The sequence below is a fragment of the Salinivibrio sp. YCSC6 genome, from assembly GCF_004916735.1.
Lineage (GTDB): Bacteria > Pseudomonadota > Gammaproteobacteria > Enterobacterales > Vibrionaceae > Salinivibrio > Salinivibrio proteolyticus.
In genome coordinates this window covers 26,090-44,599 of the sequence record NZ_CP039517.1, presented here as the reverse complement: position 1 = coordinate 44,599, position 18,510 = coordinate 26,090, and the positions used below count along the sequence as shown (strand labels likewise).

Here is an 18,510-nt window from a genome sequence, read left to right as displayed (position 1 = left end):
AAGGATGCTATATGACAACTCAAACTCCTTCCGTGGCTTTTATTGGCCTAGGCGTCATGGGGTTTCCCATGGCCGGACATCTACAAAAAAATGGCTTTCCAACCACTGTCTATAACCGTACAACGGCCAAAGCAGAACACTGGTCAGAACAATATCAAGGGGCCTTCGGTACGACACCAGCGGAGGCTGCCGCTCACGCCGATATTGTTTTTATGTGCGTCGGTAACGATGACGATGTGCGCAGTGTCGTGTATGGCGATATAGGTGTACTTGCCAACATGAAAAAAGGCAGTGTGCTGGTCGATCATACCACGACATCAGCCGAACTGGCCTTAGAGCTCGCCGACGTCTGTGGCCGACAGGGTATCCAATTTTTAGATGCTCCTGTGTCGGGCGGACAAGCAGGCGCGGAAAATGGCGCATTGACCATTATGGTTGGTGGTGAGCCATCCGTTTTTGAACGTGTTGAACCTGTCATGCGCGCTTACGCCAAGGCAAGCCAGCACATTGGCCCCCATGGCAGTGGACAGCGCTGTAAAATGGCCAATCAAATTTGTATTGCGGGCGTTTTGCAGGGCTTGTCAGAAGCGATCGCATTTGCCCAGTCGGCCAATGTAGATATCGACAAAATGATTAGCGCCATCCAGCACGGTGCAGCAGGCTCGTGGCAGATGAGCAACCGCGCCCACACCATGGCAGACGATCAGTTTGATTTCGGTTTTGCCATTGACTGGATGCGCAAAGACCTTGGCTTTTGTTTAGACGAAGCCGCCAAATTAGGCGTGGTTCTCCCTCTCACCCAACAAGTTGATCAGCGTTACGCACAACTTCAACAGCGCGGGTTTGGCCGCTGTGATACCTCTGTTTTAATCAAGCAATTTGATTCGGACGATCATTCCAGCCAATCCTAAACCGCGCTGAGCGTGTCTGGCTCAAGCATGTGTAGAGCCAGGCACTGCGGTATTTCTCCTGAGCCTCTTATTGCTGCAGTTGGATCAGCTCTGTCGCCATCGACGAGACAGACTGCGCACCGCGCTCAATTTCTTCCATCGATGCCGCTACCTGCTCGATTTTATCTTTCCCTGTATCTGATGTGCCTTGGGCTTCTTGTATCGATATTCGTATTGCCTCAATATGGCTACGGTTATTTTCAACGACATTAGCAATCTCGCTGGTTGAGGCGCTGGTCCTTTGCGATAGCTGGCGCACCTCATCGGCAACAACAGCAAATCCCCGCCCTTGCTCACCTGCGCGCGCAGCCTCAATCGCTGCGTTCAGTGAGAGTAAATTGGTTTGCTCTGCGATATCACGAATGGTGTGGACGATTTTTTCAATATCAGCAAACTGCGCATTTAACTTTTCAATGCTGACGGTGGCTTGGCCAACCTGCTGTGCAATCAATGCTGATGTCTTGAGCGCTTCTTGCAAATAGTTAAGCCCCTCTTGGCAGACCTGTGCCGTTTGCTCAGACGTACTGCTAGCAATTTCCGATGCTTCCTTAATGGTGCACTGAATCTCTTGCTCTCGCTCAATGCGTTGAGTGACATCGCGCGCAAACTGAATCACATTGATGATATTTCCTTGACCGTCTCGTATCGGGTTATAGCTTCCTTCGACCCAAATAATGTCACCGGTTTTCGAGAGCACGCGATACAGTCCGGATTGAAACTGTCCTTGGGCAAGTTGAGGCCAAAACTGTGGGTTTTCCTTATTAAAGGTACTTTCGCACAACACACTGTGAGGCTTACCCTGCAATTGGTCAGCCTGATACCCCACTAGCGAGAGAAAATTGCGATTAGCCGTTTTTATCGTTCCATCAATATCGTACTCCACCACCCCTTGTGAGCGATCGAGTGCTTGCATGATTGAACCCGTTTTATCGGCTTCCTGCTTTCGTTGCGTCACATCCGCGGCGATCTTGATGGCACTGATCACCTTTCCTTGTTCATCTCGCACAGGAAAATAATTGGCTTCTAGCCATAACGTGTTCCCCTGCGCATCAATGCGCTCAAAGATGCCGGAGAAGTTCTCGCCTTGCTGAACTTTCTGCCACAACAAGCCGTAGTCTGGGTGGTTGGCAACATGAGGCGGACAGAACATTCGGTGATGCTGTCCCTGAATTTGATCCAAGCGATAGCCCACTGCACCGAGAAAGTTCTCGTTGGCCCGAATAATTGTGCCATCTGGTTCAAACTCGATGACAGCATTACCGTCCCATATCGCATTGTACTTTTGCTGTAATACCGTGATTTCGCTCTCTGTCAGACTCTTACTTTGATTCCATCGCAACATAGTCGCCTTCTCTCTTAGCAAAATGGCTAACCAGAAAATGAGCGCTGTTCTACATCACTTGGCACAACCGCCCACACAAACAAATTTAGTCTAGCAAAGCTTTCACGTCTGCCCTTATTTGTATTCATTTGTGTACATAGAACGACGATACATATCCACAACCGCTTTCTACTCCTGCTTTTGTCTCAAAAAGTGATAGGATGACGAGCAAACATGACGGTCACTCAAAAACGTATAAAAGATAAAACGCTGTCCGCGAGTGACTGCGGATGAGAAAAGGCAATTTTTCAAATGGTTAACAATAAGATTCAATGGTTTCCGGGCCATATGCACAAGGCGCGGAAAGAAATCGAAGAAGTCGTTCCTAAGATCGATGTGATCATCGAAGTACTCGACGCACGCATTCCCTTTAGTAGCGAGAACCCGCTGATCCGCACACTGCGTGGCGATAAGCCTGTTATCAAAGTACTGAACAAACGCGATCTTGCTGATCCTGCCATGACAGATATCTGGATGGCACACCTAGAGCAAGAGCAAGGCGTTTCTGCTATGGCCATCACCACGCAGCAACAAAGTGAAGTCAATCGAATCATGGAGCGGTGTCGCGCGCTTGCTCCTCATCGCGAAGCCATGGGCAAAAATATTCGCTCGATGATCATGGGGATCCCTAATGTGGGGAAATCAACCATCATTAACAGCCTTGCCGGTCGAGTAATTGCTAAAACAGGTAACCAGCCCGCTGTCACGCGCCAACAGCAGCGAATTAACTTGCAAAATGGCGTAGTGCTTTCGGATACACCGGGAATTCTATGGCCAAAAGTAGAGAATCCACATAGCGGTTTTCGTCTCGCGGCAACCGGCGCCGTTAAAGACACGGCAATGGACTACGACGAAGTGGCGTTTTACACCGTCGAATACTTAGCCAGCGCCTATCCAGAGCGTCTGCAAGAGCGCTATCAGCTGGACGATTTACCCGAGACTGAAATCGAGTTGATGGAAGCGATTGGGGCGAAACGCGGTTGTTTGCGTGCTGGCGGGCGGGTCGATATTCATAAAGCGTCAGAAATCCTGCTTCACGACCTCCGTGCCGGCGCGTTAGGAGGTATCACTCTGGAAGCGCCCGATATGATTGAAACTGAATTAGTGCAAGTGGAAGAAGAAACCGCACGCCGCGAGGCAGAAAAAGCGGCGAACAAAGAAGCACGGCGTAAGCGCTATTTAAAGAATAAACGCTAAGTACTATCCCGCATCTACCTTGTAAAATGCCGGAGAATCCGCACACAATAAGGCCCGATTGCATCGGGCCTTATCTCTTTAGTCTCTAGCATTCATAAAACACGGGCATTCATAAAATACTGGGAAACACAAAGCCGTTGGTCTCAGCCGATTTGGTCAAACGCATTGCGCGCTTGAATGACCAGACCGACAGCCTGTTCAATCAATAAACTGGCAGGCGCATTGATGTACGATACCGTAAATCGCAACGGACTGGGTTGCCAGTCAGCGTCAAGCAGCACTAATTGGCCACAAGCCAATTGATCACGGATCACTTCTTTCGGCAACGATGCGATACCGACGCCTTTTTCGACCAGTCGCACGCTGGCTGACAAAGAGCTAGCAGAGTAAAAACGTACGGCGAGTCCCTTATCTTGCTTAAAATGACGCGATATTTCATGGTACGGGGTTGTATTGCGTGCATAGGTAATAATAGGCCACTGCGCAAAATCTTCTGCTTTAGCCTGTGGGCTAGCAAGTAAACCAGGACTGGCTACCCAGTAAAGTGGATAATCACAAATCGCCTGATTGATAACCGATGGCTCCGCGATTGGTCCCAATAACAACGCAATATCTACGTTACGCGCCAGTAGTTCTTTGCGCAAATTCACCGTTGAATCGACTATCAACTCAACTTCCACATCCGGTAACTGCTGATGTATCAGCTTCAGACAATCCGGTAACCAAGTATGAATCAGCGTCTCAGACACCCCAATACGCAACATTCCGGATAAAGCTTTTGCCAAATCCGCTTTGTATTTCAGCTGTTCAGTACTGGCAAGGATTTTCTCCGCCAGAGGCAGTAACTCTCTTCCTTTGGCTGTCAGCGATACCACTCCGCCCTCACGGTAAAACAGCGTCGTGTTTAGCGCCTGCTCCAAATTCGCAATCCGGGTAGAAATAGCTGGCTGTGTGGTACACAGATGCTCCGCCGCTTGCCGGAAACTGCCGAGATTTGCAATCCATACAAATGTTTCTAGCTGTTTTAGGTTCAACATTGCCGCTTTTCCTTCACCCAAAATCCCGATGAGTAGCAAGTAAATACAGAAGACATCTCTGGTCGATAAATTTTATTTATCACATAAACCAAAAAATCAAGAATAGACATTATCACAAGAAGACTTATTGTTACCAAGTCTTTACATAGTAAGAACCACGGAGGGATCCGGATGTTAGTCTCAGGAAGAAAAGAGCCCTTTGTTCCGCAAGCGCTGCCCCTTGCCGAGCTTCGCCAGAAAATAGGCGTGAATGCTTATACCGGTTCCACGAGCGGATTGGCGCCCGGCTACCTACAAGCCAACCTCGTCATACTGCCGGCTGACTGGGCAAATGATTTTCTACTGTTTTGCCAGAGAAATCCGGTAGCTTGTCCACTCATTGGTGTCACAGAGCCAGGCTGCCCGTTTTTAAACGACATCGGCGCCGATATAGACATCAGCCGTCATGCCCCAGAATACCATGTTTTTTATAACGGCCAGTTTGACACCTCGGTGGCAGATCTAAGCGAGCATTGGCGTGATGATCTGGTGGCTTTTGTTCTTGGTTGCTCCTTCTCTTTCGAAGACGCTCTTGTTCAATCTGGCCTGACCGTTCGTAATATCGAGCAAGGTCGCAATGTCTCCATGTATGACACCCAGATCGCCTGCCAGCCTGCCGGTCGCTTTTCAGGGAACTTGGTGGTTTCTATGCGCCCCTTCACACCTCAAGACGCGATCCGAGCCATTCAAATTACTAGCCGTTATCCGAAGGCACACGGTGCGCCTGTTCACTTCGGCACTCCGGCTGCCATTGGCATCAGTGATATCAACACGCCAAATTATGGCGACGCGGTAGATATCTTCGACGGCGAAGTACCAGTGTTCTGGGCTTGCGGCGTGACCCCACAGAATGTGATTCGCCACAGTAAACCACCAATTTGTATCACTCATGCACCGGGCAAAATGCTGATCACTAATTTGCTGAATAATTCACTGTCAGTGCTTTAAGACTTTTCAACGCGTCGAGTCAGGGAGGAAACCGTATGAAAATCAATTGTGATATGGGCGAGAGCTTTGGTCTCTGGAAAATGGGCAATGATGAACAGGTTATGCCTTATCTGGATATGGCGAATATTGCGTGCGGTATGCATGCCTCTGATCCCACGGTAATGCTCAATACCGTCAGGCTGGCTAAGCAGTATCAGGTAAGTGTAGGAGCGCATCCCGGTTATGCTGATCTGCAAGGCTTTGGCCGCCGTGACATTGCCATGAGCTCAGATACATTGTCTGCCCTTTTTATCTATCAGGTTGGGGCGCTGGCAGCCATCTGTCACAGCGAATCTGTCGTTCTGAGTTACGTAAAACCTCACGGTGCACTTTATAACACCATGATGAAAAGCGATGAGGTCTTTACCACGCTGGTTAAAGCGATGAGTAAAGCCGCACCGTCTTTGCCATTGGTGGTGATGGCGGTCCCTAATTATGAAAAATATCAATCTCTTGCTGCTGATCACGGCATTCAAATAATGTTTGAAGCCTTTGTGGATCGTGCATATGACCAAGATGGGCGACTCGTGCCACGCACTGTAGCGGGCTCAAGTTATCACGAACTATCGCAAATCCGTCGTCAAGCTCGCCAGATGATCGAGGAAAAAAGCGTGACAACCCTTGATGGTCACGTCATCCCTATCTATGCCAATACCCTGTGTATACATGGCGATACGCCATTGGCGCTGCCCACCGCTCAGCTACTCCGTAATTTATTAGCGCTTGGTAACTCATACGGAGTCACCTTATGACTATCATGCCAGTTAATGAAAATTCTTTGATGGTGTACTTTGCCAATCAAGCCAGTCCAGAAACCGCTGATCGCATCGCCGCAGTGCTGCCAATATTACACGAAGAGCTAGAACAATATCTGGTTGACCTTATCCCTTCGTATACCTCTATTCTGGTGACGTTCGACCTGATGGCCATTGGTCAGCGTGATTTTACAGCGCTGATTAAAAAAGCCCTGTCTATCGCTGATCAGCAGTATATCGAGACCGATGCAAGCCCGATGATCGAGCTACCTGTCTACTACGGACCGGAAGTTTCCCTTGATGCTGATACGCTCTGTCGCCACACCGAACTGGATTTTGACCAAATCATCTCCATCCATGCCAGCACGATATACCGAGTCTATGCGATCGGTTTTGCACCGGGGTTCGCTTATCTCGGCAATACGGACTCACGTATTCATATACCTCGCAAACAAACACCACGCGCCCAAGTTCCTAAAGGCAGTCTGGCACTGGCTGATCAACAAACGGCCATCTATCCGAAAGCGTCCCCAGGTGGCTGGCAGATCATCGGTCGTACCCCCATCGATTTGATCGATTATCAGCGGGAAAATCTGACCGTGTTCGAGATGGGTGCCAAGGTCAAGTTCACCCCTATCAACCGGGATGAATTTCTGGCATTGGGTGGGCGCATTGCAGAGGAAGAATATCGCCGCGCAGAACTGCGCGCAGCGGCTAAACCCGTCTGGGAGGTGGCATGACATTATATGTATTGACACCCGGGCCATTGAGTCTGGTTCAGGATTTAGGTCGTCACGGCCATCAGCATATTGGCGTCAGCCCCGGTGGGCCAATGGACGAACATGCATTTTTATGGGCAAACCGCTTGCTGGATAACCCGTTAAACGCAGCACAAATCGAGATTGCGATGGGGCAATTTAGTTGCGAATTTTACGCAGATACGACGATTGCATTGACCGGGGCAGATATGAATGCTCGCCTTAACGGCAAGGCGGTTGCCTCTTGGCAAAGCCTTCGTGTTCGTGCCGGTGATCAACTTTCATTACCCGGCGCACGAACCGGTATGCGTTCGTATCTCGCAGTCAAAGAGGGGTTTAAAGTCACTGGCGTTCTCAATAGCTGTGCCACGGTTATGCGTGACGGGTTAGGCGGTTTCAGCCGTCAAGGTGACAAATTGATGGCGCAGGATCGCCTGCAATACAAGGTAACGCCTCCAATACCAACGCGCAGAGTACCTGAGAAATTCATTCCTGACTACGGTCAACCGCTGATCCTAAGTGTCATTCCCGGCTACCAATACGAATTGTTTGCTCACGCCGAGCGCGAGCGTTTTTTCAGTAGTGAATTTACCGTCACGCCGAAGATTGATCGCATGGGCTATCGCCTGTCCGGTGCTGCTATTCAATGTCAGACCACCAGCTTGATCTCTGAAGGGATCGCGCTGGGTGCAATCCAGATCCCCGCCGACGGGCAACCGATCATCCTGATGCGGGATCGTCAGACGATTGGGGGCTATCCCAAAATCGGCTGCGTCACAGCAAGGGATCTGAGTAAGCTTGCTCAGTGCCAACCGGGGACAACCGTTCGTTTTATTGAAAAAGATCTTTATCAAGCCGAGGCCGAGCGCATGATTGAGCATCACTTTTTTCACGGATACGTCAGCAAAAAATATGCTGAGCAACGGTTGAGTCAAGCGAAGTAAAAAGGCGCCCTTAATTAGGAGTACGTCAGCGAGCTCACTGATTACAGAGACAGAGACGCACACTAAGGTAAACATCATACATTGCCCAGCGGATATGGGCCTTTCAATACAGGAGTAGACGGATGTCATCAGAAAAAGTAATCACCCAGACAGGCAGATCGTCAGCATCAACGACATCTGCGTCGACCAAACCCCATTCAATAACACAGTCAAAATCACGTTCCGGCTTTAACTGGTCGCTTATTATGGGCGCCGCTTTCCTGATGGCAACCTCTGCTGTTGGTCCCGGCTTTCTGACCCAAACGACTGTCTTTACTCAAACCCTTGGGGCCAGTTTTGGCTTCGTCATTTTAGTGTCCATCCTGCTCGATATCGGTGCGCAACTTAATATCTGGCGGGTCATCGTCGTGGCCAAAAAACGCGCTCAGGATATTGCCAATGAGCTGCTACCGGGACTCGGTTTTGCCATTGCAGGTGCCGTTTCTCTTGGTGGATTGGCATTCAATGTCGGTAACATTGGCGGGGCTGGCATGGGTATGAATGTGCTATTCCCCTCCCTGTCACCGATTGTCGGCGCTGCCATCAGTGCGGTTATCGCCGTCACTATCTTCCTATTGAAAGACGCCGGTAAAATCATGGACCGCTTCACCATTCTGATGGGAGGTGCGCTGATTGCCATGACACTATATGTACTCTTCTCCACCGAAACCCCTGTCGGTGAAGCGCTCTATCGCTCTGTCTGGCCAGAAAATGTCGATGTGATTGCTATCGTGACACTCGTCGGAGGTACGGTTGGCGGATATATCACTTTTGCCGGCGCACACCGCCTGATTGATGCTGGAGTCACCGGCCAAGAGGCCCTGCCACAGGTCAACCGAGGCTCGATTTCAGCCATCAGCCTCGCTTCTCTGGTTCGTATCGTCCTGTTTCTGGCGGCACTCGGTGTCATCAGCCAGGGCGTGATACTGGATCCAAGCAATCCACCTGCTTCTATGTTTCAGCATGCAGCAGGGCATATCGGCTATAAGCTCTTTGGTATGGTGCTTTGGGCGGCAGCCATCACCTCAGTTATCGGGGCGGCGTATACCTCAGTCTCTTTCCTCAAAACTCTGCACCCAATGATTGAGAAGCACTCAAGCGCCTGCATCATTGGTTTTATTGTGGCTTCCTCACTGATCTTCTGTTTTGTGGGCAAACCGGTCACGCTCCTGATTATTGCGGGTGCACTGAATGGTTTTATTCTGCCCGTCACCCTTGGCACTATGCTGATTGCCGCGCGTAAAAAAACCGTCATCGGTCACTATGAACATCCTGTTTGGATGTCGGTTGTAGGTTGGTTGATTACAGCAATGATGGCCGCCATGAGCGTTTATACGCTGTATACCATGTTTCTCAAATAACACCGCATAGAAAAGCCCCTCATTGAGCGTTTTCTCTTTGAGGAATCTCCGACCGCCAACAAAGGTCTAGCTTGCGATCTAGGCCTTTGTATTCGTCGGCGTGCCAAAAAGGCAAGCACTTATCGATAGAACAACCCAGTGATCACGCTATCGCATTTATTAGATCACGATAAGATTTGTTTGATATCGGAAGAAATATCACTGATCAATTGCCGAGCGCTCTCATCTCTTTGTTGTACCAAACTGATAAACAGTAAATCTGTGATCACATTTTGCGCCGTGCGGGACGCAATAGACGAACTGCGATGCTTGGTTTCGTCAGCAATGGTATCGAACGTAATGTCTGCGATGTGTCTGATACGACTTCGGCCGGGTCCTAATAAGGCGATCACCTTGGCACCTTGTTCTTTAGCCGCCTCCGTGGCGACTAAAATCTCTTTTCGTTCCCCCGAAAATGAAATGACAATTTGCACGTCATCCACCCCCAATGTGCGCGCGACGGCAATTTGTACATGACTGTCTTGTTCACACAGCGCCGTGATCCCTAGTTTCAATAATTTAAAACTCAGATCTTTCGCAGTCAGCGCCGAACTGCCAATCCCCACCACTTGTACCCGACGTGCTCCATTAAGCCACGCTACCGCTTGATGACAGGCTTCATAAGAAAGGGCATTGGTGGTTTGAAACATGGCCTCCGTTTTCGCTTTCACTAATTTTTGGGAAATCACCGTCATGGGATCATCAGCCAAAATATCACTGTGCATTGGTGTCGATTGCATCACTTGCTTACGGCCAATCTCTTCATTCAGCGCCAACTTGAACTCACTGTATCCTTTGTAACCCATTTTTTGGCTGAATTTCACAATGCTCGATTGACTCACCCCCACCTGCTTAGCCAGTGCTTGGCTCGTTAGCTGCGCCGCTTTCTCTGGATGCGCGATAATCCAATCGCCAATCAGGCACCCCTGCTGCGACAATTGTGTCCGCCGAGCTAAAATTTTATTGATAATTGACATAACGCCTCAACGCCATAAATAAATTATTCCAACATTAGAATTACATCGAATACCCCTAAATTGCTGAAAAAGCATCATTCACCTGCAAATTAAGCGCCATTCATCCCAAATATTATCGACATTATTCCAGAGTCTCCGTGTATAAAGAATAACCATAACAGTGATTTTGATCACTATATTGGAATATTTTATTCCATAGAATCGCCGTCAAATAACAGCTGATGTGAGAACAAAGCATGACAATTGATTTAAGCGGATTGGTCACAGAAAGCCGCAACCCGGCCAGTGCAGAGATAGACACACTTTCAACGGTCGAAATGCTACAAGTGATCAACGATGAAGACCAAAAAGTGGCGCTTGCGGTAAAAGCCGTCTTGCCACAAATTGCGCAAGTAGTGGATGCAATTACGCATGCATTTGCCCACGGCGGACGCTTAATCTACATGGGTGCAGGCACATCTGGCCGCTTGGGTATCTTGGATGCCAGCGAATGTCCTCCCACCTATGGCACACATCCGGATCAAGTCATTGGGCTTATCGCGGGTGGCCATCAAGCCATTTTAAAGGCGGTGGAAAACGCGGAAGATAACGAGCAACTTGGCCAAGACGATTTACAGTCACTCAACCTAACCGATAAAGATGTGGTTGTCGGCATTGCGGCGAGCGGTCGTACACCCTATGTACTCGGCGGATTAGCCTATGCGAAAACCATTGGCGCCATGACAGCATCGATTGCTTGTAATCCTCATTGCCAAATGGCTGAGGCGGCAGATGTTGCCATTCTGCCCATCGTGGGGCCTGAAGTCGTCACCGGCTCTTCGCGCATGAAAGCCGGTACCGCGCAAAAGCTCGTCCTCAATATGCTGACATCTGGAGCAATGATCCGCAGCGGTAAAGTGTTTGGTAACCTGATGGTTGATGTTGAAGCCACTAACGCCAAACTGATCCAACGCCAAATCAATATTGTCGTGGAAGCCACCAGTGCCTCAAAAGCGGTAGCAGAACAAGCCCTCTGCGCATGCGATCGTCATTGCAAAACTGCCATCTTGATGATTTTGGCCGACTTAGATGCCGAGCAAGCAAAAACTCGCCTCACCGAGCACAACGGTTTTATTCGTGCAGCCCTCCATCGTGATTAACTATTTTTAGCTCCAGAGGATCGCCCCCATGGCCAAAATCACTGCAAATACCGTCGCGCAACTGCTGTCCGCCGTTGGAGGGAGCAGCAATATCAGTCGATGTGGTAACTGTATGACAAGACTGCGGTTATCCCTTGCCAATAACAGTTTGGCTGACCAGTCTGTTCTCAAAACAATCCCCGGCGTTATGGGGGTAGTCGAGAGCGATGAGCAGTTTCAAATCATTCTCGGCCCCGGTAAAGCACAACAAGCGGCGGAGATGATGAATCAGCTTCTTGAATCCTTGACCGTCAGTGGTGACGAAACGTCAGCTGCGACACAGCCAGATCTGGCTACACTGGCGGCCGAGCAAAAACAACAGCTAAAAAGCAAACAAACCAGCGCTATTCAACGCTTTCTGAGTAAGTTTGCCACCATATTCACGCCACTGATCCCCGGCTTTATTGCCGCGGGATTGATGCTTGGATTTGCGACCTTGTTAGAGCAGATGTTTGTACTGGGCCAAACCCCGAGTCCTTTTGTGGTCGATTTGATCGCGTATATGCAAGTATTTGGCAAAGGCTTGTTCGCGTTTCTGAGTATCTTACTCGGCTACAACGCCCAGCAAGCGTTTGGTGGTTCGGGCGTCAATGGTGCCATTCTCGCGTCTTTATTTGTGTTGGGCTATGACCCCGACGCCAGCTCGGGGATCTACTCGGGGATGAGTGAGTTTTTTGGCATGACGATCGATCCTCGCGGCAACATTATTGGCGTATTGATCGCAGCCATTGTCGGTGCGCAAGTGGAACGTCAGGTTCGCAAGTATATGCCAGACGATCTCGACATGATTTTAACCTCGCTCATTACCCTATTTATCATGGGTGCGGTGACCTTTTTGTTGATCATGCCGATAGGCGGCGAGCTATTCAAAGCGATGTCTTGGCTGTTCCTTAACTTAAACGATAACCCGTTAGGTGCTGCGGTTTTAGCTGGCGTGTTCCTGATTTCAGTGGTATTCGGCATTCATCAAGGATTCGTCCCTGTGTACTTCGCGTTGATGGAGGCCCAAGGCTTTAATTCGCTGTTCCCTATTCTCGCAATGGCGGGTGGTGGCCAAGTGGGTGCATCCATGGCGCTGTATTTCAAAGCGAAGAAAGATGCGCTACTGCGCACCCAAGTGAGAGGCGCGATTATTCCTGGTCTACTCGGTATTGGTGAGCCACTAATTTATGGCGTGACCTTACCTCGCGTGAAGCCCTTTGTGACAGCATGTATTGGTGGCGCAGCCGGCGGATTTTTTATCGGTCTGGTGTCGTACTTAGGTCTGCCAGTTGGCTTGAACACAGTATTCGGTCCTTCCGGTATCGTAGCGATTCCGTTGATGACGTCAGATAGCGGCATTTTCCCGGGCATGCTGGTCTTTGTTGCCGGACTGCTTATCGCTTACGTGGTTGGCTTTCTCGCGACATACTTCTTTGGCTGTAAAGATGTCGATTTAAGCTAGTTCATTCCCCCATCCACATGAACCAGCTTGCGCCCTTGTCTTCCTCAAGGGCGCACCTTTTTCTACGTCCGCGTGCGCGTTTACACTGATAAAAAAAGAGGGCCTAGCAATATGCGCTAAAAGCCCTCTTCCGTTATACAACCCGCGCTAAACTAAGAACGCGTTACGTCCACTAGCGCATCGGCCAGTGTATCAATATGGCGCTCCGCTAAGCCGGCAATATTGATGCGGCTATCTCCAACCGCATACACGCCATGCTTATCACGCAGTTGATTGACTTGCTCTGAGCTCAATCCCAACACAGAGAACATCCCACGGTGCTGCTGAATAAAGTCAAAGTAGCCATCACCGGTTCGATCGCGTAAAGCTGCCGTTAGGCCTTCACGCAGGCGGTTAATGCGCGTGTTCATCGCTTCGATTTCTTCGCGCCACTGCTTCGTGAGGGCGTCGTCGGTGAGAATGGTTTCGACGATCGCCGCCCCATGATCCGGTGGCATGGTGTATGTGCTGCGCGCCAGTTGCAAAATACGCCCTTTGGCATTTTGCGCTTCCTTGGCCGATTTACCCACCACAATGGCAGCACCGGTGCGCTCACGATAGAGGCCAAAGCTTTTCGAGCAAGAGGTGGCAATCAGCATCTCTTCAACGTTATCGGCTAACACACGTAGACCACGCGCATCTTCATCTACGCCATCCCCAAATCCTTGATACGCAATATCCACAAACGGGGTAAAGCCATTACGATTAGCCAGCTCAGTGATGGCTTCCCACTCTTTCAGGCTAATGTCCGCCCCCGTTGGGTTATGGCAACACCCATGCAGCAACACCACGTCGTCAGCGCCGGCTTGCGACAATGCATTCAGCATGGCATCGGTATCCACCATTTTGGTGTCTCGATTGAAATACGGGTAGAACTTGACCGTTAGGCCTGCCGCTTCCATGACAGGTTTGTGGTTCACATAGCTTGGGTCAGTCAGCCATACCGTGGTCACCGGCTTGGCGAGATGCATCAAGTCAGCCAGCATCCGCAACGCACCGCTAGCACCCGGGGTTTGTACCGCGGCACAGCGATGGTAAGCATCCGTTCCCTTCAGCAATAGATCAACCATGGCTTGGTTGAAGTTTTCATTGCCGGCAAGACCAACATAGGCTTTGGTTTGCTGGCTTTGCGCCAATGCTTGCTGCGCGGTTTTAACCGCTTGCATAATCGGTGTTTGCCCGTGACTGTCACGATATACACCAATGCCCAAATCCATTTTGTGCTCACGAGGATCGTCACGAAATGCCAATGACAAAGAGAGGATCGGATCCTGCTGGGCAGGCGAGAGCAGATCTAACATAGTTTTACGTCCTTTTAGGCTTGGATGCTCAAGATACGTAATACCCTACTCCATGCGGGAAAATTGGCAACCTCTCAGCGCTGATTCTCTTGCCACTGCTGGGCTCGCTCGGACAAAAAGTGTACGCATTGGTTGTCACTCCCTCGCCAAACTAAGTTAGGATCGGCGCGAGATTGTATAAACTTCCCATCAATCAGCACATCAACGTAAGCCAATATTGCTTGTTGTTCCGGCGAGAGCTCCGCCAAGGTATAGCCACTCCATAGCCAAACATCCTTGTCTGGTGCGTGCTTAGCCACTTTTTGTAACAATAATTTTACACCGGCGAGATTCGCAGGATGCAGGGGATCACCACCACTCAGTGATAAACCACGCCTCGGAACACGGGTATCCGTGAGATCGTGCATGATTTGCTCACACATTAAGTCCGTGAATGGATGGCCGCTAGTAAGCGACCATGTTGATTTATTGTAACAACCACGACACTGATGCTCGCAACCCGAGACGAACAATGTGCACCGTGTGCCGGGACCATTCACGACATCGACAGGAATATATTTGTGGTAGTTCACGCCCCTCTCCTACATGTGTTTGACGCGACGAATCACTTCTTGTTGTTTACCCGGATTAAATGGCCGCGTATCAGGACTGCCCAAGTAACCACAGACACGGCGCGTGACAGATACTTTGGCGGGATCATGGTTGCCGCATGCAGGGCAGGTAAACCCCTTACTGGTGCAATCAAATTCCCCTGTAAATCCGCACTCGTAGCACTCATCAATAGGCGTATTGGTCCCATAGTAAGGCACACGTGTGTAGCTATAGTCCCAAACATTCTCGAGCGCTTCGATGTTGTGCTGCATGTTGGGGTACTCGCCGTAACAAATAAATCCGCCGTTTGCCAAGCGTGGATAATCCATTTCAAAATCAATCTTGTCGTAGGGCGTCACCTGCTTTTCCACGTCCAAGTGGAAACTGTTGGTGTAGTAGCCTTTATCTGTGACCCCTTCAATCATCCCAAAGGCTTTAGTATCGAGTTGGCAAAAACGACTGCACAAGTTTTCACTCGGTGTGCTGTACAGACTAAAGCCGTAACCCGTTTCCTCTTTCCAGCGCTCCGTCGCATCATGTAAATACGCGACTATTGCCTTGGCTTTTTTCTGTTTAATCACGCTGTCGTAAAGATGAGGCTCACTGCCGTATAGAGCATTGATGGTCTCATGTAGTCCGATATACCCTAAGGAGACAGATGCGCGACCATTTTTAAAAATCTCGCTCACGTCATCATCCGCATTAAGACGCACGCCACAAGCCCCTTCCATGTACAAAATCGGCGCAACACGGGCCTTCACCCCTTTGAAACGTGCGATACGGGTATCCAAGGCTTGGCGGGCAATATTAAGCGTCGCATCTAGGCGCGCAAAGAATGTCTCTTCGTCGCCTTCAGCCTCAATCGCCAATCGGGGTAAATTAACACTGACCACCCCCAAATTATTGCGTCCTTCGTGGACCCACTCACCATTTTCTTGATAAGCGCTTAAAAAGCTGCGGCATCCCATGGGCGTTTTAAAAGAACCTGTTACCTGAACGACTTGCTCATAGTTGAGAATATCGGGATACATGCGTTTGGACGCACACTCCAACGCAAGCTGTTTGATGTCGTAATTCGGATCTGAAGGATGACGGTTGAGCCCTTCGCGAATACAAAACACAAGTTTAGGAAAAACTGCCGTTTTGCGATTTTCGCCCAAGCCCGCAATACGATTGGCAAGGATGGCTCGTTGCACCGCACGAGCGGCCCAGCTTTGTCCGAGTCCGAAGCCAAACGTCACAAATGGCGTCTGCCCATTGGCGGTATGCAAGGTGTTCACTTCATACTCCAACGACTGAAACGCATCGAAGCATTCTTTTTCGGTACGTGCCATGGCGTATTCATCCACCTTGGCAATGGACCAAGTTTGCGCCACTTTTAGGTGCTTCTGATAGCTGGCTTCGACATAGGGCGCCAACACTTCATCGATACGATTGATCGTGGTACCACCATAAATATGACTGGCCACCTGCGCGATGATTTGTGCCGTTACCGCGGTTGCAGTCGAGATGGACTTTGGCGGCGCAATTTCCGCGTTACCCATCTTGAAGCCTTTTTGCAACATGCCCGCCAAGTCAATCAACATACAGTTAAACATCGGGAAGAAAGGCGCATAATCGAGATCGTGATAATGGATTTCTCCCGATTCATGCGCACGTACCACCGCACTGGGTAGCATATGTTGTTTGGCATAGTGCTTGGCGACAATACCGGCCAGCAGATCCCGCTGAGTTGGGATCACTTTGCTATCTTTATTGGCATTTTCGTGCAACAGCTCGGTGTTCGTTTGTCCTACCAAGCCTTGCACTTCGTGATTCAATCGGCCACGGCGTTCACGGGCAATATCGCGATCGTGACGATACTCAATGTAGGCACGTGCAACCGCTTTATGCGGCCCAGACATCAGCGCATCTTCCACGGCATATTGAATGTGGTCGATATCCACTTCTTTCTCGCCAGCGAACTGGGTTGCGATCTTATCGGCCAATGATCGAATCGCCTGATCCGATAACGAACACGAACGCGTCTCCTGCGTACGCTGTGCCGATTCTCGCGCACAAGTTACCGCTTGAACAATCCGGTCTGCATCAAATGAGACGCGTGTTCCGTCGCGCTTTATTACCGCTGGCATATGCCCTCCATCACCATATATTGGATTTAAACCTAGCAAACAACACAAGATGTGGCATTTAATAGCAAGTGGGGTCGCCATTGTGTTGATACAGATCATCGAAGTTTCGAATAGAGAAATTCGGAGGAATAAACGCGTACAAGGTCATCAATGTTGTGATGAATTGTTGTGACTTTTGTTAGTTAAAATCAAACCTTGTCCGCATTTTGTGGGTTCGATCAAATGTGACTTACAGGCTTCAAGTAAGATCACAGTTATGAAGTCATAATTGAGGTTTACGCCACTGTGATCCGGCGGTTTGGAATCGTAGTGATGCTTTGGGCGGTAACGTGCCCGAGCTTTGCGCTGACGATAGCAACATGGAACTTTGAATGGTTAACCCTAAAAGGCGATCAACGCGCTGGAGATCGTGGTGACGAAGACTACCATCAACTCGCCTCGGTTTTTGAACAGCTCTCGCCAGACGTGCTCGCGTTTCAAGAAGTTGATAGCCCAGCGGCACTTGCTCGCGTGGTTCCCAGCGATCAATACACCTATTACTTTTCTGACCGCTACCCCGCGTTGCGTGATAAGCCCAATAGTCAACAGCTGACTGGCATTGCGGTACGCAATGGATGGACCGTTTCGGATCCAAAAGATCTTCGCGCGATCGAGTTACCCAGCTTTTTTGGTGTCCCAGCGCTACGCTATGCCACCTACGTGATTATTACGCCCCCTGACCAAGCGCCGTTTCATATGCTGTCTGTGCATCTGAAATCAGGTTGTTTTCATCAATCACAAGGCACCCGAAGCTGCGATAAACTTAACAAGCAGATGCGCGTTCTAGCCGATTGGGTGAGTGATCGTCATCATGCGGGCGAACACGTCGTTGTCGCGGGCGATTTTAATCGCTACATTGGTGAGAGTGATGATGCCGTTTGGCGAGATTTTCAGGCGCGTCTGGTTGAAAAGTCCCCCACACCGCCACATTTAATAAATGTCACCGCGTCTGTCCGAGCGCGTTGCAAGGCAAGACGGTACAACCATCGAACCCAATCGTGGAATCAAGTCATGTATAACCGCTTGGTGGATCACATCTTAGTCAGTGAACCTTTGGTCAAGCAGTGGCAATACAGCTACCAGCATCACTTTGATTACCATACCGTGATGCGTTACCGTTTAAGTGACCATTGTCCCGTTGTGGCGCAGTTCACTCCGCCAGCAACGTCGCTACGTTAACCCAAAGCACATCATTGCTGTGGTTAACTTGTCACAATACTGACATCGAGCCGCCATAGACTGAATACACTGATGGCAATCAAGCATCTAAATCGTTTAATGTGGTCAGTTAGTAAAAAGACGCAGCCTGTCATCTGGCACCC

At 49.8% G+C, this 18,510-nt stretch carries 15 protein-coding genes and 1 pseudogene; 10 read left to right on the top strand and 6 right to left on the bottom strand.

Annotated elements, in window-relative coordinates; translation table 11 throughout:
- Positions 1–11 precede the first annotated feature (11 nt).
- On the top strand, positions 12–911 hold the full coding sequence (locus E8E00_RS14045; protein ID WP_096632625.1) for an NAD(P)-dependent oxidoreductase: 900 nt from the start codon (positions 12–14) through the stop codon (positions 909–911).
- Positions 912–1,056: 145 nt separating this feature from the next.
- Here the strand turns inward: E8E00_RS14045 and E8E00_RS17450 are convergent.
- Positions 1,057–2,175, bottom strand: a pseudogene (locus tag E8E00_RS17450) (PAS domain S-box protein); the annotation flags it as partial.
- 408 nt (positions 2,176–2,583) lie between these two features.
- Here E8E00_RS17450 and ylqF point away from each other — a divergent pair.
- Positions 2,584–3,528 (top strand): ribosome biogenesis GTPase YlqF, encoded by a 945-nt coding sequence (ylqF, locus tag E8E00_RS14035; RefSeq protein ID WP_069586904.1) that lies wholly within the window; start codon positions 2,584–2,586, stop codon positions 3,526–3,528.
- 143 nt (positions 3,529–3,671) lie between these two features.
- On the opposite strand, the gene E8E00_RS14030 is transcribed toward ylqF, so the two are convergent.
- Positions 3,672–4,565, bottom strand: coding sequence for a LysR family transcriptional regulator (locus E8E00_RS14030; RefSeq protein WP_096632630.1), 894 nt, complete (start codon positions 4,563–4,565; stop codon positions 3,672–3,674).
- A gap of 171 nt (positions 4,566–4,736) precedes the next feature.
- On the opposite strand from E8E00_RS14030, the gene E8E00_RS14025 reads away from it, so the two are divergent.
- The 5 genes from E8E00_RS14025 to E8E00_RS14005 all read left to right on the top strand — a co-directional run bounded on the left by E8E00_RS14025 (position 4,737) and on the right by E8E00_RS14005 (position 9,448).
- Positions 4,737–5,552 (top strand): putative hydro-lyase, encoded by an 816-nt coding sequence (locus tag E8E00_RS14025; RefSeq protein WP_096632632.1) that lies wholly within the window; start codon positions 4,737–4,739, stop codon positions 5,550–5,552.
- Between the two features lie 35 nt (positions 5,553–5,587).
- Positions 5,588–6,343 carry a 5-oxoprolinase subunit PxpA gene (locus E8E00_RS14020; protein ID WP_096632635.1) on the top strand — a complete coding sequence of 252 codons (756 nt, stop codon included), beginning with the start codon at positions 5,588–5,590 and terminating at the stop codon, positions 6,341–6,343.
- A complete protein-coding gene (pxpB, locus tag E8E00_RS14015; protein WP_096632637.1) occupies positions 6,340–7,086 on the top strand; it encodes a 5-oxoprolinase subunit PxpB in 747 nt (248 codons plus the stop codon). The genes E8E00_RS14020 and pxpB overlap by 4 nt, the downstream gene beginning before the upstream one ends.
- The gene (locus tag E8E00_RS14010) at positions 7,083–8,048 is read left to right on the top strand and encodes a biotin-dependent carboxyltransferase family protein (protein WP_096632639.1); all 966 of its coding nucleotides are present in this window, start codon (positions 7,083–7,085) and stop codon (positions 8,046–8,048) included. Before pxpB ends, E8E00_RS14010 begins: the two co-directional genes overlap by 4 nt.
- Positions 8,049–8,311: 263 nt before the next feature.
- The gene (locus tag E8E00_RS14005) at positions 8,312–9,448 is read left to right on the top strand and encodes an NRAMP family divalent metal transporter (protein WP_240531985.1); all 1,137 of its coding nucleotides are present in this window, start codon (positions 8,312–8,314) and stop codon (positions 9,446–9,448) included.
- A 164-nt stretch (positions 9,449–9,612) separates the two neighbouring features.
- On the opposite strand, the gene E8E00_RS14000 is transcribed toward E8E00_RS14005, so the two are convergent.
- Complete coding sequence (locus E8E00_RS14000; RefSeq protein ID WP_069586909.1) at positions 9,613–10,464, bottom strand: SIS domain-containing protein; 852 nt, start codon at positions 10,462–10,464, stop codon at positions 9,613–9,615.
- 236 nt (positions 10,465–10,700) lie between these two features.
- Here E8E00_RS14000 and murQ point away from each other — a divergent pair, with 236 nt between their 5' ends.
- Positions 10,701–11,603, top strand: a complete 903-nt coding sequence (gene murQ, locus E8E00_RS13995) for an N-acetylmuramic acid 6-phosphate etherase (protein WP_096632644.1) — start codon at positions 10,701–10,703, stop codon at positions 11,601–11,603.
- Between the two features lie 28 nt (positions 11,604–11,631).
- Complete coding sequence (gene murP, locus E8E00_RS13990; RefSeq protein ID WP_069586911.1) at positions 11,632–13,086, top strand: PTS N-acetylmuramic acid transporter subunit IIBC; 1,455 nt, start codon at positions 11,632–11,634, stop codon at positions 13,084–13,086.
- Positions 13,087–13,238: 152 nt separating this feature from the next.
- Here murP and E8E00_RS13985 read toward each other — a convergent pair whose 3' ends face one another.
- The 3 genes from E8E00_RS13985 to nrdD all read right to left on the bottom strand — a co-directional run bounded on the left by E8E00_RS13985 (position 13,239) and on the right by nrdD (position 17,149).
- On the bottom strand, positions 13,239–14,426 hold the full coding sequence (locus E8E00_RS13985; protein ID WP_096632646.1) for an amino acid aminotransferase: 1,188 nt from the start codon (positions 14,424–14,426) through the stop codon (positions 13,239–13,241).
- A 74-nt stretch (positions 14,427–14,500) separates the two neighbouring features.
- Complete coding sequence (nrdG, locus tag E8E00_RS13980) at positions 14,501–14,998, bottom strand: anaerobic ribonucleoside-triphosphate reductase-activating protein (RefSeq protein ID WP_096632648.1); 498 nt, start codon at positions 14,996–14,998, stop codon at positions 14,501–14,503.
- Between the two features lie 9 nt (positions 14,999–15,007).
- The gene (gene nrdD, locus E8E00_RS13975; RefSeq protein WP_096632650.1) at positions 15,008–17,149 is read right to left on the bottom strand and encodes an anaerobic ribonucleoside-triphosphate reductase; all 2,142 of its coding nucleotides are present in this window, start codon (positions 17,147–17,149) and stop codon (positions 15,008–15,010) included.
- A gap of 312 nt (positions 17,150–17,461) precedes the next feature.
- On the opposite strand from nrdD, the gene E8E00_RS13970 reads away from it, so the two are divergent.
- A complete protein-coding gene (locus tag E8E00_RS13970; RefSeq protein WP_096632653.1) occupies positions 17,462–18,367 on the top strand; it encodes an endonuclease/exonuclease/phosphatase family protein in 906 nt (301 codons plus the stop codon).
- Positions 18,368–18,510 lie beyond the last annotated feature (143 nt).

What these genes read in the sequence shown, in the direction of transcription:
- E8E00_RS14010 (WP_096632639.1), top strand. Translation starts at nt 7,083, where the DNA reads ATGACATTATATGTATTGACACCCGGGCCATTGAGTCTGGTTCAGGAT.
- E8E00_RS14005 (WP_240531985.1), top strand. Translation starts at nt 8,312, where the DNA reads ATGGCAACCTCTGCTGTTGGTCCCGGCTTTCTGACCCAAACGACTGTC.
- E8E00_RS14045 (WP_096632625.1), top strand. Translation starts at nt 12, where the DNA reads ATGACAACTCAAACTCCTTCCGTGGCTTTTATTGGCCTAGGCGTCATG.
- pxpB (WP_096632637.1), top strand. Translation starts at nt 6,340, where the DNA reads ATGACTATCATGCCAGTTAATGAAAATTCTTTGATGGTGTACTTTGCC.
- murP (WP_069586911.1), top strand. Translation starts at nt 11,632, where the DNA reads ATGGCCAAAATCACTGCAAATACCGTCGCGCAACTGCTGTCCGCCGTT.
- E8E00_RS14030 (WP_096632630.1), bottom strand. Translation starts at nt 4,565, where the DNA reads ATGTTGAACCTAAAACAGCTAGAAACATTTGTATGGATTGCAAATCTC.
- nrdD (WP_096632650.1), bottom strand. Translation starts at nt 17,149, where the DNA reads ATGCCAGCGGTAATAAAGCGCGACGGAACACGCGTCTCATTTGATGCA.
- ylqF (WP_069586904.1), top strand. Translation starts at nt 2,584, where the DNA reads ATGGTTAACAATAAGATTCAATGGTTTCCGGGCCATATGCACAAGGCG.
- E8E00_RS14025 (WP_096632632.1), top strand. Translation starts at nt 4,737, where the DNA reads ATGTTAGTCTCAGGAAGAAAAGAGCCCTTTGTTCCGCAAGCGCTGCCC.
- E8E00_RS14000 (WP_069586909.1), bottom strand. Translation starts at nt 10,464, where the DNA reads ATGTCAATTATCAATAAAATTTTAGCTCGGCGGACACAATTGTCGCAG.
- E8E00_RS14020 (WP_096632635.1), top strand. Translation starts at nt 5,588, where the DNA reads ATGAAAATCAATTGTGATATGGGCGAGAGCTTTGGTCTCTGGAAAATG.
- E8E00_RS13985 (WP_096632646.1), bottom strand. Translation starts at nt 14,426, where the DNA reads ATGTTAGATCTGCTCTCGCCTGCCCAGCAGGATCCGATCCTCTCTTTG.
- E8E00_RS13970 (WP_096632653.1), top strand. Translation starts at nt 17,462, where the DNA reads ATGCTTTGGGCGGTAACGTGCCCGAGCTTTGCGCTGACGATAGCAACA.
- murQ (WP_096632644.1), top strand. Translation starts at nt 10,701, where the DNA reads ATGACAATTGATTTAAGCGGATTGGTCACAGAAAGCCGCAACCCGGCC.